Raw genomic sequence first — 15,172 nt, 5'->3', positions numbered from 1 at the left:
TCGACGAGCGACGCTCCGTCGATTACGAGCACAGGGGTTTACAACGATGCCGCAAGGGGTCTCGCCGGCAAGAGGGCCTCCAAGGCAGGATAATGCAGCGCTGCGCGCGGCCACGACTACAACGGACAGACGGAATGGACTTTCCCCAGCAGCCGTGTCGCCAATGGCCGCCGCCGCGAGATGGTCAGCCCTGCCTACTTTCTATACCCGGCGGTGACTGCTCCTGCTCTACCCTTGGGAAGAATTGGTGCCATTCAAGTCCAACATCTGCCCGAATGCGTTAAGAGCCGAGCGGCTAGTCACATCATTAGCAGGCGCTCGCATTCGCCATTCGGATACTTGATCAGCAGGCTTCGGCCATCGCCGCGCTTTAGGACATCTTGCACTAGATCATATACTTGAATTGCGCGGTTGATGGTGTCCGTTCTGGTATCTCCCGACTTCCGGACGGCACTATCGAGCGCCAACATTGACCTTTGAGTAAAATTGACGGTTACACGGGTTAGCGGCCCGCTGCTCCCACTCGCACCTCCAGACGCAACTGCCGGAGGGGTGATGCCGCCATCGGACTCACGCCGTTTCGGAACGCCGCCATTGCCCGCTTCAACAGACCCCTTCGCTGGCATATATATCCCCTTCTCCCATGCCCGGTACTCTTTATCGCTGCTGACAGTTCCCAGGAAAATTTAAGACACTTCGCGTTACCAATGGGCGCCCGTCAACAGACTCACGGGTTCAGGGCTGCTAGTCAACCGTCCCTCCAAGCTGGAACATCGCACACCATGTGCGACGGGTCTTGCGATGCACGTTGAGACCATGACAATGGGCCTAGGAGTCTCGTCCTACGACCCATGTCGGTCAGTCTTTATGCACAGCGACCGCACCCGATCCAACACGCAGGAAGGAAGTGAAGCTTGTTCGCTTGCACGATTGGGGTTATGCAGTGAACCAGGGGCGTTGCCCGTCCCAGCAGATTGACCAAGAGCTCAACCTGGCCGATCACACTGACCCCATCGAGTCCGAACCGTCGGACAAGGCACGCGTCTGGGCGCATCACCGAACAGAAAGATCAACGGAAGGGAATTTCTTCGCAACCTGGTGGCGATTCGCCATTGAGATAAAGTTTCTGCCTTCGAAGCGAACGGCTCGACACGCCCTAACCCTATCCGGGCTACTGGTAGCCGCAATCGCCGCAGCGGTTACATGGGTTGCCGCTTCGGTGAATGAAATTCCCGACGCCATTTCCGTGCCTACACCGATACTGGTCCCGTTGATCCTTCTAGCAGTTAGGGCAATCGTGACGAAAGGTCGGCGATAACTGGCCCGACTGCACACTTCGGACGCCAAGGCCAGGATCGACCGAAGCGGTTCAACCATCACGCACCAGCACTTTACTTGGGGCCGGACGATGTGTCCGGCCCCGCCAGCGCTTCACGACCATTGGGCACTAGCCCCCTCTGTGAGGAGTCTGCTGTGTCTTGAACTTGCAAGCGCCGCGCGACTGGGCGCATCGACCTCTGTTGGCGGTACCGCAGATGGTGGTACGGGTTCGACCGGGCGTGGCCACTGCTCGCCTGGCGGCACGGGGGCACGGCCGAAGATGGCTTCCGCGGCTGCTTGGGCGAGGACGGCCTGGGTTGTGGCGGGTATCCCGATCCGGTTCCAGTGGAAGATCACGTGCTCTGCGATCACGGCGCGTAGCCCACGGGTGAGTTTTCCTGTGTCGCGTAGGTGGCGGAGGGCTGTGCCGGCGTTCTCGAAGGCGGTCTGCCAGTCGCTGGTGGTGCGGGTGGTGCCGAGTTGCAGGTGACGGACCTTGCCGGTGAAGGCTTCCCAGGTGGCGGGGTCGGCGGCGGGGGGCCAGGTGCGGTGTTCCAGGCGGTGTCGGGCGACTCGCGCCCATACGTCGCCTTGTTCGTTGAGGTCGAGTCCGGTGGCGCGCATGAGTGCCGTGCACAGGATGAGGGAGCGTTCCCGTCGGTCTGCCGGCTGATGGTGAAGGTAGGTGAGGAGGTGGCGGCTGTCGTGGTGGAACAGGGTGTGTGCGGTGTCCATCGCGTCGGGGCCGCCGAAGGCGTGGATCTCGGGTTCGTAGATGTCGCTGGTCCAGGCGCGCGTTCCGGTGAGCAGGTCGTGTACCGGGCCGGGGTCGGTGTCGGGCGTGGTGGGCAGGTAGCGGATGCGCCACGGTCCTTTGCGGATGAACCACCAGGAGGTGATGAGGCCGGCGGTCTCGGCGGCGGGTAGGACGCGGTGGAGGTGGGGTATCGCGTGTTGTTCGCGTTCGTGGCGGCTCTGGCCAGGGTAGGTGATGTTCACCTGTTGCCAGGGGGTCTCCTTCATGGCGGGCCTTTCGTCAGCTGAGTAGGAGGCAGGCGTCCCACGAGGTTGAGGTTGTGGAGGCTGCGGCCAGGGCGTGACCGGCTGTGCCGTCAAGTAGTCCGGTGGGTTCGTCCGCGGCGGGGGTGGCGTGCAGGTGGAGGCGGGTCAGTGGGGCGAGGGGTGTCGGGGTGAGTGCGTCGGCGGCGATGCGCCGGCCGGTGGCGAGGAGGCCGGCGGTGCCGTGGCAGAGGCTGCGGTCGGTGAGACGGCGGATCTGTGCGGGGTCGTTCACGCAGGTGGTGAACGCCGTCTCGGCGAGGAGCTGCCGGGCGGTGTCGTGCAGGGCGAGGGCGGCCAGTTGTTGGGCGCGGGCGATTCCGGGGGTGCCGTAGCACCAGGAGGGGCGTAGTGGGTGTTGTTGTGCGGGTGCGCCGTGGTGCAGGTCGTCGAGGGTGAGGGTCTGCGGCCACCAGATGGTGTCGGCGGTGTGCTGCTGCCAGGTGTCCAGCCATCGGCATATCCGCAGGATCGCCTCGGTGTGTCCGTCGACGGTGATGCCGGCGCGGTGGGTGAGGGCGAGTAGCGCGAGTGGGCCGGTGATGCCGTGGGCGATCCCGTGGTTGGCGTGGCCTCCTGGTGGTGGTGGCTGGTGTCGGTCGGGTCCGTTCGCGCACCACCAGCCGGGGAGGTCGTTGACCGGTTCGGTGAGCCGGACCAGGTAGGTGAGTACCTGGCGGAGCAGGTCGTGGTCGCCGAGGCGGTGCAGGGCGACGCCGAGGCCGGTCAGGCCGCGGATGAGGTCGTACTCGGCGTAGTGGGGCCGCTGGTGGGAGTCGATGCGGCGGTGGGCGGCGTGCAGCCGTCGGCGGGTGACCGTGGCGGTCCCGGTGGCGGCGATCGATCGTGCTCGGGTGAGGCCGGGTTGGTTGGGGGTGGCGAGGACGAAGGCGAGTGCGGGTGCGCCGTAGAAGAGGCTGGCGCCTGCGGCGATGCTGACGCCGTTGGCGGTGGCGGCCCGCAGTGCCGCGTGGGCGGCGGGCCGGTTGCCGGTTTCCAGGTGTAGAAGGGCGACGCCGGCCGCCCCTTCGGCGAGGGACTGTGCTGCGGTCACGGCGTCGCCTGGCGGGTGCGGGCGACGGCGCGGGCCAGGCGGAGGCAGTGCCGTTCGGAGGCGGGGTCGACGCCGATCATGCGGGCGTGGTGCAGGTGCAGAATGTCGGTCAGTACCTGGTCGAGGTCGAGGTTGTCGGCGTGGGCCAGTGTCCGGTAGGTGGCCAGTGCCTTGTCCAGGTCGTCGTCGCGGTAGGGGGTGCGGGCGAGGTCGAGCTGGACGGGTTCGAGTCGGGGGCCGCGGTGGTGGGGGACGTGTTCGGCGAGCCAACGCGGCCCGTCGCCGGTGAAGGCGTCCGCGATGGCGATCATCGTGGCGGCGGTGCTGGCCTGGCGGTCGCCGGTCAGCCGCTGCAGGGTGGCGCGGGAGTCAGCGGCGAAGACCGCTTCGGCGGCGGTGAGGGTGGGGCCGGTGCCGTGGCGGGTCTCGGGCCGGTAGGTGCGCAGGCTGTAGTCGTGCAGGACGCGTTTGTGCTCCAGTTGTTGCGCCCATTCGGCGAGGCATGCGGCGGTGGCAGCGAAGGTGGTGTCCTGGAGTGGGATGCGTAGCCGCAGGTGGGGCTCGGGGTCCGGGTACCGGAGGAACCACCAGCCCGCCGCCGGGAGGTTGCCGGTCCGGTGGGCGAGGTCGGTGAGGATGTCGTCGGCCCGGCCGTACAGGCGGGCCTCCAACCACGGTGACTGGCCGGGCCGATGCTGTTGTGCGGTCACGGCCCGCGCTGGTCGGCTCGGGTGGGTGGCCGGACGGGTGTGCGCGAGGGTGAGGAGGAGTTCGGCGGGTCGGCCGCCGATCCAGCCGGCCGGGCCGGGAGCCTCGGTGAGGGTGGTGCGGGCGTGCCGGTCGACGTGCCGGCGCAGCACTGCCAGGTGGGTGTTGTCGTTCAGGTCCAGACGTACCTGCACGTCGTCGGCGCCGACCAGGACCTCGTCCGGGAGCCGGTGCTGTTCACGGTATCGCTGCCAGGCGTCGCGCCAGTGGGACCATGCCAGGGTGCGGGCGGGGAGCGCGGTCCGGTCGATGGTCCAGCGGGCGGGGTGCACGATGCTGCGTCCGCGTCGCAGGCGTGGCAGGAACGGCAGGCTACGCGCGTGCCCCCAGTCGAATCGGCTGCACGGAGCCGTCCACGCCGTCCAGATCTCGGTCAGGAACCGCATCAGGGGCTGCTGGAGGTCGGGTAGCAGCACGCTGTTGAGCAGCAGCGGCTCGACCGGTCGCCCGGAGGTCCGCGACACCAGCCACAGCCGCTGGCCGTCGCCGGTCACCGCGAGGTCCGCGAGCGTCCACGGCGGGTCCGGGTGGAAGTCGCCGACGGGCAGGACGGGCAGCACCGCAGGTGTCCGGGCGACCGCGGCCAAGCGGGCATCCAGCGGCGGGCCGGACAGTTGCACCGTGTCCGCGCCGGGCAGGGCGGTCGGCAGGTTCCGGTAGACGTGCCGGAACGACGCCAGCTCGGCGGGAGAAAGCAGGTGCAGGAACCGGCCGGCGGCGACCCCGGCGTGGCGGGCTCCGCTGACCACCGTCAACGTGAACGCGCCTCGGTCCAGGTCCTGTGGGGTCGCGGCGGCGAGGGTGAACCGTAGTTCGGTGTGTGGGATCGGCGGCCGGTCGTCATCTCCTCGTAGGCGGCCTGTCAGCTCGTCGTCGAGGATCACCTCCGTACAGTCGTTCAGCGCCGACTGCTGGGCGAGCTGCGCGAGGAGCCGGTCGCGGGCGGTGAACACCGCAGGTACACGCCGGGTGGAACCCCGGTATCCGGCGGGAAAGCCCAGAACGTTCAGGACGTCGCGTAACGGCACGGCCGCGCCCGGGCCCCACCGCTGAATGAACGCGCCGTGGTATTCCGCCCATCCCGGCAGGGGCGCTGCCACCGCCACCAGCGTCGACGCGGCACGGGCCGCCTCGTGGAGCACCGCCGGTGGCAGCGTCACCGAGGCGTCGACACGCAGGTCGACCGCGACCCGGTCGCCGGGATCGGGCATCGGGACGTGACGGGCCAGGTGGGAGGCCGGGTCGGTGACAGTCGTCGCCGGCCGCAGCGCCGACAGCAGGACACCCGCCTGGACGAGCGACGCCAACATCCGTTCGGCCGCCCCGGTAGCGGCGGGCAGCGGCCCGGCGACCCGGGCGGCGAGGTCACCGAACATGACCGGGGAACGCGCCGCGCGGATCGCCGCCCGCACCGGCCTGGTCAGACGGATCTCTATGTCCCACCTGCGGTCGCCGTCGCCGCGCAGGCAGGGCAGCACCCACACCTCGCCGCGCTGGTACCCCACCGAGTTCGTCACCACCGCGACGTCGCGCAGCGCCGCCAGGTCCTGCTCGGCGCGCCCGGTGTGCTCGGCGACGAACGTCCCGTCAGGGCGGGTCACCACCTGATGCGCCTCGCCCCACCGAACCGATGCGCGGGCGCCGAACTCGACCGGAGCCACCCCGGCGAAGGTGCCGAACGGTGTCGCCCGGGTGGTCCACCTCAGCAGGTACCGGACCGTCGAGTCGACCATGCGCCCGAACCGGCGGTCGGTGGTCGGCGCACTGGCCACGGTCCGGGTGATCTGTTCGGCCAACTGGGGTGTGGCAGCGGCGACGGCGGTGGCGAATCCCGGCAGCGCCCACACTGCGGCCAGCCACTGCCGCCACTGCTCGGGCTGATCCGTCGTCAGGTCGGGCCACGCGGGCAGGGTCAGACCGCTGGGGTAGGCGGCAACTCTGATCAGCGCCGCACCGGCCGTGGGGAACATGAACGCACCCTCGAAGACGGGGGCCCGGCGCTGGAGACGCCGGGCCCGGGGTGGATCGTCAGGGACGGTTACTTGCTGCCGCCGGAACAGGCGTTCGAGCCCGTGTTGCCCGAGCCGCAGCCGTCGTCGGTGCTGGTGGCGTACCCGCTGGCAGCGGGGCCGGCGTCCACCAGGGTGATGTCCAGGTCGAACTCCTCGAGTTCCATGGTCTCCACTCGCGTGTTCCTTCCTATGCGGAGGTGAAGGTGAGGACGAGGCGACTGTGTCGCTTGTCCAGCACCGTCCCGGCCGGCAGGGCGCCGTCGGGAGTACCTGCGGGTAGGACGTGCAGCACCGGAGAGGGCTCGCCAGCGTCCACCCACGCGCGCATGTGCCCGGCCATCCGTCCCGCCGCCGCGGCGGCGTCGGGCCTGTGAGCGCAGGCGCCGAGGTCGAACGTGTCGTCGGTCCAGCGCAGCGTCGACCGGTAGGAGAACGTCCCCTCGTGCAGGGCGGCGGGCGTACCGAACCGCCAGGCAGGGGCGACGATGCCGGCGTCGACGGCCTCCTGCTGCGCCGAGAGCACCACGAACTGGTCGACCTCATCGGCGAGGCGGGCCGCCAGCCACAGGTCCAGGTCGGCCAGGACGCTACGAGGCGGCAGGCCCACCCCTGCCCATGCCTGCTCCTGCGGCTGCGACAGCAGCCCACCGACCGATTCCGGGTCGACCTGCTGGCCCTCATCCAGCCGCAGGTGGACACCGGCGGCGATGTCGACATACCGCATCTCGTGGGCTCCGGTGCCCCGCATCGCCACGAACCCGCAGAGGCGCTGGCTGTGGCTGACCAGCCGGTCACCGACCCGGCGCAGCGCCCACGACCGGGTCATCCCGAACGTCCGTAGCGGCACCACCAGCACGCCGTCCTCGGCGAGCTGCGCGATCCACGCCGCGGGGATGTCCCACGCCCCGGCCGTCACGATGATCAGGTCGTAGCAGCGCCCCAGGTCGATCGGCTGCTCCGCGTCCGCGCACACCACGCTGACATCGCCGTAACCTGCCACCGCCAGACACGCCACCGCCCGCTCGGTCACCTCCGGGTCGATGTCCACGGTCGTGACCGAACCCGACGGCCCGACCAGCTCGCGCAGCAGCGACGCGTTGTAGCCGCCCGATCCGATCTCCAGCACGTGCCGGCCGTGCAGGCCACCGGTGAGGGCGTCAGCCGCCTGCCCGAGCATCTCCGCGATCAGCCACGGCGCGGACACCGAACTGACGGTCTCATCACCGAGCCGCTTGGTGACGACCGCGGTGTCGCTGCGGTACGCCTCCTCCATCGGGACACCCGGCGTGTACAGCTCGCGGGGAACCACCCGCAGTGCCGCCTCGACCTCGGGCCGCATCGTCAGCCCCTTGGCCGCATGGTCAGCGACCAGCTGGTCGACCATCGCGTCACGGAGGTCGTCGCTGCTCATCGTGTCGACGCTCATGTGCGCGTCACTCTCCTGTTCGTCAGGACCGCCGCCGTTGCGGACGGCCCGCACTTTCCGTTATCCGCCAAGGACGAACACGGCCTCAGACGCCCGAGGACTGTTCCCCTGCTGGGCAGGACGCAGGCCGAACTCACCGGGTGCCCAACCGGCAAGGCGACGCAAGGCGGCCCGGGTTCGATCAAGCCGCAGTCAACGTGAGGTCCGAGCCGTCCCGGCCACCAGCGGTCCCGGATTCCTCGGCAGCGGCGAGAAACTGCGGTACAGGGTCACACGGATCAACTCCCCTCGGGTTGGGCGGTGCCGGGGACCCCTGAGCGGCGGGCGCCGAGCGGTCATGTCCACCACTCAACGCCGGTCTGACCGTGTCGAACACCCTCGACACGGGATTTCGACACGGTCAGACCGGCCCCAGCGCCTCTCGGGGGCCGACTACGACAGGCGGGCGGACAGCCTGTGGAGTTCGTCGAGGATCACGTTCCAGCGGAAGGGCTGATCGTCGTGAGCTGGTCGCAGCGCCTCGGTGGCGGTGAGGCGTACGCCGTGGTCGGCGAGGAGCCGCAGGTGGGCGTCGAACGCGGGGTGGCGGGCGAGGGTGGGTTTGACGTACGGGGAGACGATGATCGGCATGCCTGCGCCGAGAGCTTCGTTGAGGATGCCGAGGGCCAGACTGTCGTTGATGCCGGTGGCCCACTTGTTGATGGTGTTGAACGTCGCCGGAACGACCGCGACGGCATCGGCGCGTGGCAGGACGCTCGGTTCGTCAGGATGCCGCTGCCGGTAGCTGACGGGCCTGCCCGTAACGGCGGCCAGCCGATCGTTGGGAAGCCAGGTGTGCGCGGTTTCGGTCGCGATGACGTACACATCCCAGCCGTCGCGCCGCACCGCCTCGACCAGCTCGACGATGCGGCGGGCCGGTGGCGCGGCACAGACCACCAGGTAGAGCAGACGGGCATTCGCGGATCCGGACGTCACGCGGCGATTCCGGCGCGTTCGGCGAGTGCCCGCAGGCCGGGGGTGACGGCGCGCCGCTCACGGGTGAGCAGGTCGCCGATCAGATGGCGCGTCCGGCCGTGCACGTGCACCGTCTGCGGCGCGATGCGTTCGGCTTCGAGCAGGTGCAGCACGGCTGCGGGATCGTTGCCGGGCGAGCAGGCGTAGGCGGCGGCGAGGTCGAGGTGGACCCGGGCGCGGCGGCTCACCAGGGCCGCCGGCAGCGACGAGGTGTCGAGCTGTTCTCCAAGGTGGATCGCCAGCTGAGGCTGGTCCGTTCGGGCGGCGATGCTGATGCGGTGGATCATCACGTTCGTCGGACCGAACCCGGTCCACAGGTCGTTACGATCGGCGCCGAGCCGCCGGGCCAGGGCGTTCGCGTCGTCGAGGTGCCGCTCGACAGCGGCGGGCTGGGCCTGCCGGGCGGCGATCAGCGCCGCGAGCAGAGTCAACGCCCCGTGGGCCGACAGGACACGCGGACCCGTCGACGCGGAGTCCCTCGTGTCCGTCACACCATCGAGAGCGGCCAGCACCACCTCCTCGGCATCGCCGACGCGGTCCGGCATCGCCAGCAGCGCAGTACCCACCGAGAACGCCGCCGCAGCGACGAGCGCAACATCCTCGGCCTGCTCGGCGGCGACACGAGCGGCACGGTCCGCCGCCACCCAGGCAAGGCTGGGATCGCCGAGTTTCACGGTGAGTTTGGCGGCGGCGAGATTCGCCGCCGCCAGCGACCCGACGGCCAGGGCGCGCTGCGTGCCGGTGCAGGTCCGGGTCAACAGGTTCGCCTGCTCGAACGTGTCGGGCAACGCCCGGACCGCCTCGGCATAGTTGCCACGCTGGTAAAGGCTATGGAGATGGGCCACCCGCTGACGGACCTCCGAAAGCGTGAGAGGCTCGACCGGCTGTTTCGGTGCGGCAGGTGCGAGCAGGTGCCGGCGCAGCTCGGCCAGCAGTCGCGACCTGGCATCGTGGTCGGCTTCCTCGCCACGGCCTGCTACCGCGTTGACGACTGAGACCTGCCCGGTTCGTGTGGTGCGGCCCGCCTCCGGGCGCTCGCCGTGGAACCGGTCCGGCGGGCGTCGATTGTCGCCGACTTCGCCGTACCTTTCGCCTGTGGCCTCGCCGGCTGCCATCACCGCCTCGGGTACCGCTCCCCACCGCGCCCGCTGTGCCGCCTCGGCCTGCTGTGCCTGGAACCGGGACTGGAGGTGTCGGTAGGCGTCGTAGGCGGCGAGTAGCTCGCCCTGGGCGTCCAGCAGGGTGTCGCACTGCAGCCAGAAGATCCGGTCCACGACCTGCCGGCCCCGCTCGACCATTCCCAGGGTGCTGCGCGTCGTGTGCACCTGGCGTGCGAGGGCTTCCTGAATGAGTCCCCTCGACCTACGCAGGGCGGCGAGCTTACGGCCGAGATCGTCCCTGGCCTGTTGAAGATCCTGGCGATCAATCATGGGCTCGCCTTTCCGTTCGCATCGACCTGCGTCGAGCCGACTGTTGCGGCGCCCCGACGCACGGCGATTCGACGTTAGCGGATCGCACGCGACCTGGGCGTGGAGCTGGTGCGAATGGCGTGCTGGCCTGGCAGAGAGGGCGCCTGTGTCGAAAACCGGGGAGCGGGGTTGGCACCTCGAACGTCAGCCACGATCACGGCGGAACACACTTCAGCCATCCCCACTCCCGGCCCAACGGGCACGGCAACCTCAGCCTGCCGCCGTCACCGACAGACACCCCGGACACGATGTGCGAGTTCGGTGGGCATCGGCCCTCTTCGACGAGCGCGGAAGAGCGTGCGGTGATGCCCATAAAGGGCGCGCGGCGCCAGCCCTGCCGCAGGGGCTTTCGGCGGTTCAGTAGCCCCACCGGTGCCGGACGCGGGTTTCGCGTACCGGGATTTCGGGGTGGGGACTTCGGGTTCGTCGCCTACGCCGACACCGACACCGCCCAGGACGTTCTGGCCCGCGTTGTCGGCGGCGACACCGACCCGGCCGCCCAGACGACCCCCTCGCACGCGCCGGCGAGTTGTGGTGGCTTTCCCGCGCCGTACGGGCCAAGTACGCCGCCATCTCCCGCGCCGTGCCGCTGCTGCTCGCCGGGTATGCCGGTGCCGCCGCCACCGCAGCCTGGCATCTGGGCCCGGTGACCGCGATGACCGTGACCACCACCCTCGTCGTGCAGGACCCCGTCGACGCCTACGAACTGTTCGCCCACGCCCGCACCACGCTCGGGCTGCCCCTGGACGGCCGATGGCACCTGGTCGACCACGGCCATGTCCACATGCTGCAGACTCTGCCCGGACAGGGCGCACCGGCCCTGGCTAGCGTGCACTTCTCCGTCGACGGCAGCCGGCACCCCGGCGAGCCCGACGCCGGGATCCCCGGCGGCTACGCCCTGCTCGCCTTCACCACCGACAGCGCTGACACCAACAGGACCCAGCGCCGGCACCGCGACCTCGCCGGCCAGACCGGCGCGTGGCTGACCCACCGACGGCTTCGCTGGACCTGGTCACACGCCGACGGGCCCTTCACGACCAACCACGCCGGCCCCATCCGCAGGGGCTTTAGTAACGATCTTGCGACCAGGGGCCAAATAGTTGATCTTTTTGGGGGTCTGCGCGGTCCCTGATCGCTGCCACGATGGTTGACCGCTGTGAGTCGATCTCCTCTGAGCATCGGCGAGCTGGTCGAGCACTGGACCCTTGTCCCTGCTGAGCTGGACCTGGTTGCGTCCAAGCATGGCGAGATACGGCCGGGTTCGCGCTGTTGCGGAGGTTCTACGACCGGTACGGCCGCTTCCCGCGAGGTTGGGCAGATCTGCGCCCGGAGGCGATGGACTTCGCCTCTCGCCAGGTCAAGGCGGAGCCGGGTTACTTGGCGTTCTACGGAGACCAGGGCCAGCGGATCCATCACACCCCCAATCGGCTAGATCAACCCGACAACGCACCCAGAATCCAATCCACGGATTCAGGCTAAGGTCCGGTCCGGCAGCGGAACAGGGGCGCAGGACCTGCGGCAGGGTGGGGCGAGCGCCCCACCCTGCCGTTGAACTCAGCCGATCTGCAGGGTCACGTCGTCCAGCACGAAGCTGGTCTGCAGGTAGGCGTCCTCGGTGCCGGTGAAGGTCAGCGTGACCGTCTGGCCGGCGTACGCGCCGAGGTTGACGGTGCGCTGCGTGTAGCCCGTGGCAGCGTTCATGTTGGACAGCGACGCCACGGTGGTGCCGTTGGCCTTGATCGTGAACACGTCGTAGGCGAGCGCCCAGTACTCGCTCGTGTCGATGTGCAGCCAGTAGGTCAGTACCGCACTGGTGCAGCCCGACGGGATGGTGACGGTCTGGCTGATGGCCTCGGTCGCGGTGTAGCCGTTTCCGCCGAGCCACGCGTACCGGGTGCCGCTGCGCGGCACCTGCCCGATAGAGGTGCCGATCACGCCGGTGGAGCCGGTCCACGGCGAGGTGCCGCTTTCGAAACCGCCGTTGAGGATCAGCTGGGCGGCGGTGCAGCCGCCCGGCCCGCCGGTCACGGTCAGCGTGTACGTGGTGCTGTGCGACACCGAACCCGCGCCGGTGATGGTGATGGTGTAGGTGCCGCCGGCCACCGACGAGCCGACCGCGATGGTGGCGGTCGACGAGCTGCCGGAGGTGACCGACGACGGGCTGAACGAGACCGTTACGCCCGTGGGGGCGCCGCTGGCGGTCAGGGTAACCGTCTGGGCGCTGCCCGAGGTGGTGGCGGTGCCGACGGTGGTCGTGGTGCTGGACCCCGCGTTCACGGTGCCCGACGCGGGGCTGGCCGAGATCGAGAAGTCGTTGGTCGGCGTCGAGGTGCCGACCGCCCGGTTCCACAGCGTGTAGGCGATGCCGTCGGCAGCCCGGTTCAGCGCGGTGGCGTCGATGTTGCTGAGGGTGTCGCACGAGGAGTGGTAGCAGGAGTCGTAGGACTGACCGGCCGTGCCGCCCCACTTCGACGCCTGGGCCGACGTCTTGGTGGCGCTGGCGCCCATCGCGTAACCGGAGGTCGGGATGCCCGCGTTCTGGAACGAGTAGTCGTCGGAACGGCCCTGGCCCTCGACGTTCTCCTCCGGCTGCAGGCTGAGGGAGTCCCAGTACGCCTTCATCGGCTGCGACGCGGTCGAGGTGATGTTGTTGATGAAGTAGCCGCCGTTCTTCGACGCGATCATGTCGAAGTTGTAGTAGGCCTTGATCGCCGTTCGCTGGGTACTGGTCAGCGAGTTGACGTAGAACTTGGAGCCGTTGAGGCCCTGTTCCTCGTCGGTCCACCAGCCGAAGCGGACCTTGTTCAGCATGGTCGGGTTCTGCGCGGCCAGCGCGAGGGCGACCTCGAGCAGCGCCGCCGAGCCGGAGCCGTTGTCGTTCATGCCCGGACCGGCCGAGACGCCGTCCAGGTGGGCGCCGAACATGTAGACGTTGCTCGCGTTACCGCCCGGCCACTCGGCGATCAGGTTCGGGCCTGCACCGCTGGTGCAGCCGGAGGTGCAGGGCTGCTCGGTGACGGTGAAGCCGGCGGCCTGCAGCTTGCCCTTGACGTACGCCACCGACTGCAGGTAGCCCTGGCCGGTCGAGCGGCGGGTGCCGCCGTTGTTGGTGGCGATGGTGCTGAGCTGTGTCAGGTGCGCCTGCACGTTGGCGACGTCGATGTCCGGCGCGGTGCCACCGGGGGTGCCGCCGTTGACCGTCAGCGTGTACTGGGCCGTGTGGGTGACCGACCCGGTGCCGGTCACGGTGATGGTGTACGTGCCCGCGGCCGCGCCGGACGTGGTCGCCACCGTCATCGTGGAGCTGCCGCCCGAGGTGACCGACGACGGGCTGAACGACACGGTGACCCCCGACGGGGCACCCGAGGAGGTCAGCGACACGGTCTGCGCGCTGCCGGAGACGGTGGCGGTGTTGACCGTCGCGGTCACCGAGGAGCCCGCGTTGACGCCGCCCGAGGTGGGGCTGATCGACATCGAGAAGTCGGTGCTGGTCGCGGTGCAGGTCGGGTCGCCGGTCTGGGCCGGGACCGCGACCGCGTTCCACGCGTCCTTGGTCCGGTTGAACAGGACGCACGAGGAGTCCAGGTTCTTCGCGGCGGTCAGGGTCGCGGTGCGGTACTTCTTGTGGGTCATGCCGGAGGTCTTGAGCAGCATGCCGCCGTAGAAGATCTTTCCGGCGGACTGGATGCCGACGCCGGTGACCGACGACGGGCCGCCCGAGCAGATGGGGCTGTTCGGCTTGCCGCCGCCCGGCGCGCTGCCCTCGGCGAGCAGGTAGAACCAGTGGTTGAGCGGGCCGGCGGCCGCGTGTACCTCGGTGTTCGGGATCGACGAGGAGTAGCAGTTCGGGTGGCCACCGACCAGCGAAGGGTTGTACATGTTGCGGATCGGGCCGCTGCCGACGAGGTCGATCTCCTCACCGACCAGGTAGTCCGGGTCGTCGTAGGTGGCGGACTGGTTGGCGTATGCCTCGGTCAGGGCGCCGAAGATGTCGCCGGTGGCTTCGCCGAGGCCGGCTTCGGAGCTGGTGCCGCCGGGGGTGTTCTGGTCGAGGCCGTGGCCGAACTCGTGGCCGACCACGTCCATCGACGAGATCCAGTTGCCTGCCGAGTTCTTGCCGATCGTGATCGTGGAGCCGTCCCAGTAGGCGTTCTGCTCGTTCAGGCCGACCTTGATCGGCCAGCTGCCACCGTTGCCGTTGTGCCCGTTGCGGCCCAGCCAGGCCGACAGCATGTCCCATTCCTTCTGCGCCGAGTACAGTGCGTCGACGCAGCCGGTCTCCTTGCTGGTGCCCACCCCGTTGCCCCAGCTGTCGTCCGCGCCGGAGAAGACGGTACTGGTGCTGTAGTCCTGGCAGTTCAGGCCGGTGCGCGTGGTGTCGCGCAGGTAGTACGTGCTGCCCGACTGCGACGTGGTGATCGACAACGGGCTGGGCCCGTTCCACTTGCCGGTGCCGGAACCGGCCGCGGCGTCCTCCTGCTTGGCCAGCACCTGGCCGGTGCGCGCGTCCACGAAGACATGCAGGTGGCTGGGCGCCGAGGCGGTGCGCCCGGCGACGACGACCTCCCACGCGAGGCGGGCGGTGCTGTCCTTGACGTGCACCACCAGGGTGCGCGACTCGACCCGGTCGACCTTCGCGAGCAGGCTCTTGGCGGTCTGCTCGGCACGGTCGACGGCGACCGTCGGCACCACCGACACGTTGATCTTCGTCTTGGTGGCGGCCGAGATCGCCCGGATCGCGCCCTTGCCGTCGGCGAGCACGGCGGCGTCGCCGCCGACCACCGGCAGGCCCCGGTAGGTGCGTGTGTAGGCGATGGAGAACAGCCCGTCGACCCACGGGATCACCATGCGCCGGTCGTACTGCTCGAAGGGGCCTTTCGCCAGCGCGTCGTGACCGCCGTCGGCGGCCCGGTCGGCCGCGGAGATCGCCAGCGACAGCGGGCTCTGCGCAACCGTGGGTGTAGGGGGCGGGGTGGCTGCGGTCGACTGGGTGGCCACCCCGGTCACGGTGCCCAGGGTAAGCGCAACCGCGACAGCGGCCGCCATGGCA

9 protein-coding genes are annotated in these 15,172 nt (G+C 69.4%); 1 reads left to right on the top strand and 8 read right to left on the bottom strand.

All coding sequences use genetic code 11. From position 1 onward, the window contains the following. Nucleotides 1–1,431 precede the first annotated feature (1,431 nt). The 7 genes from PVK74_RS24335 to PVK74_RS24305 form a co-directional block, all read right to left on the bottom strand. The gene (locus PVK74_RS24335; RefSeq protein WP_069089169.1) at nt 1,432–2,343 is read right to left on the bottom strand and encodes a thiopeptide-type bacteriocin biosynthesis protein; all 912 of its coding nucleotides are present in this window, start codon (nt 2,341–2,343) and stop codon (nt 1,432–1,434) included. A 13-nt stretch (nt 2,344–2,356) separates the two neighbouring features. Then, nucleotides 2,357–3,433, bottom strand: a complete 1,077-nt coding sequence (locus PVK74_RS24330; RefSeq protein ID WP_043325490.1) for a lanthionine synthetase C family protein — start codon at nt 3,431–3,433, stop codon at nt 2,357–2,359. Then, complete coding sequence (locus PVK74_RS24325) at nt 3,430–6,171, bottom strand: lantibiotic dehydratase (protein ID WP_274477303.1); 2,742 nt, start codon at nt 6,169–6,171, stop codon at nt 3,430–3,432. The genes PVK74_RS24330 and PVK74_RS24325 overlap by 4 nt, the downstream gene beginning before the upstream one ends. A 68-nt stretch (nt 6,172–6,239) precedes the next feature. After that, nucleotides 6,240–6,377, bottom strand: a complete 138-nt coding sequence (locus PVK74_RS24320) for an FxLD family lanthipeptide (RefSeq protein ID WP_082159628.1) — start codon at nt 6,375–6,377, stop codon at nt 6,240–6,242. Nucleotides 6,378–6,400: 23 nt separating this feature from the next. Next, nucleotides 6,401–7,639, bottom strand: a complete 1,239-nt coding sequence (fxlM, locus tag PVK74_RS24315; protein WP_338020349.1) for a methyltransferase, FxLD system — start codon at nt 7,637–7,639, stop codon at nt 6,401–6,403. 432 nt (nt 7,640–8,071) lie between these two features. Further along, nucleotides 8,072–8,614: a flavoprotein gene (locus tag PVK74_RS24310; RefSeq protein ID WP_046569670.1), complete on the bottom strand. Its 543-nt coding sequence runs from the start codon at nt 8,612–8,614 to the stop codon at nt 8,072–8,074. After that, on the bottom strand, nt 8,611–10,083 hold the full coding sequence (locus tag PVK74_RS24305) for a helix-turn-helix transcriptional regulator (RefSeq protein ID WP_051611166.1): 1,473 nt from the start codon (nt 10,081–10,083) through the stop codon (nt 8,611–8,613). The genes PVK74_RS24310 and PVK74_RS24305 overlap by 4 nt, the downstream gene beginning before the upstream one ends. A 622-nt stretch (nt 10,084–10,705) precedes the next feature. On the opposite strand from PVK74_RS24305, the gene PVK74_RS24300 reads away from it, so the two are divergent. After that, nucleotides 10,706–11,254, top strand: coding sequence for a hypothetical protein (locus PVK74_RS24300; RefSeq protein WP_274477301.1), 549 nt, complete (start codon nt 10,706–10,708; stop codon nt 11,252–11,254). A 422-nt stretch (nt 11,255–11,676) separates the two neighbouring features. Here the strand turns inward: PVK74_RS24300 and PVK74_RS24295 are convergent, their stop codons facing one another. After that, a complete protein-coding gene (locus tag PVK74_RS24295; protein WP_199495963.1) occupies nt 11,677–15,168 on the bottom strand; it encodes a M28 family peptidase in 3,492 nt (1,163 codons plus the stop codon). Nucleotides 15,169–15,172: the final 4 nt, after the last annotated feature.

The sequence above is a fragment of the Micromonospora chalcea genome (assembly GCF_028768405.1).
Lineage (GTDB): Bacteria > Actinomycetota > Actinomycetes > Mycobacteriales > Micromonosporaceae > Micromonospora > Micromonospora chalcea.
The sequence above is the reverse complement of the archived record's forward strand: the minus strand, read 5'-3'. Positions and strand labels throughout refer to the sequence as shown.

Bases quoted from the DNA above. Each gene is read 5' to 3' on its own strand.
- PVK74_RS24335 (WP_069089169.1), bottom strand. From the start codon at position 2,343: ATGAAGGAGACCCCCTGGCAACAGGTGAACATCACCTACCCTGGCCAG.
- PVK74_RS24325 (WP_274477303.1), bottom strand. From the start codon at position 6,171: ATGTTCCCCACGGCCGGTGCGGCGCTGATCAGAGTTGCCGCCTACCCC.
- PVK74_RS24320 (WP_082159628.1), bottom strand. From the start codon at position 6,377: ATGGAACTCGAGGAGTTCGACCTGGACATCACCCTGGTGGACGCCGGC.
- fxlM (WP_338020349.1), bottom strand. From the start codon at position 7,639: ATGAGCGTCGACACGATGAGCAGCGACGACCTCCGTGACGCGATGGTC.
- PVK74_RS24305 (WP_051611166.1), bottom strand. From the start codon at position 10,083: ATGATTGATCGCCAGGATCTTCAACAGGCCAGGGACGATCTCGGCCGT.
- PVK74_RS24295 (WP_199495963.1), bottom strand. From the start codon at position 15,168: ATGGCGGCCGCTGTCGCGGTTGCGCTTACCCTGGGCACCGTGACCGGG.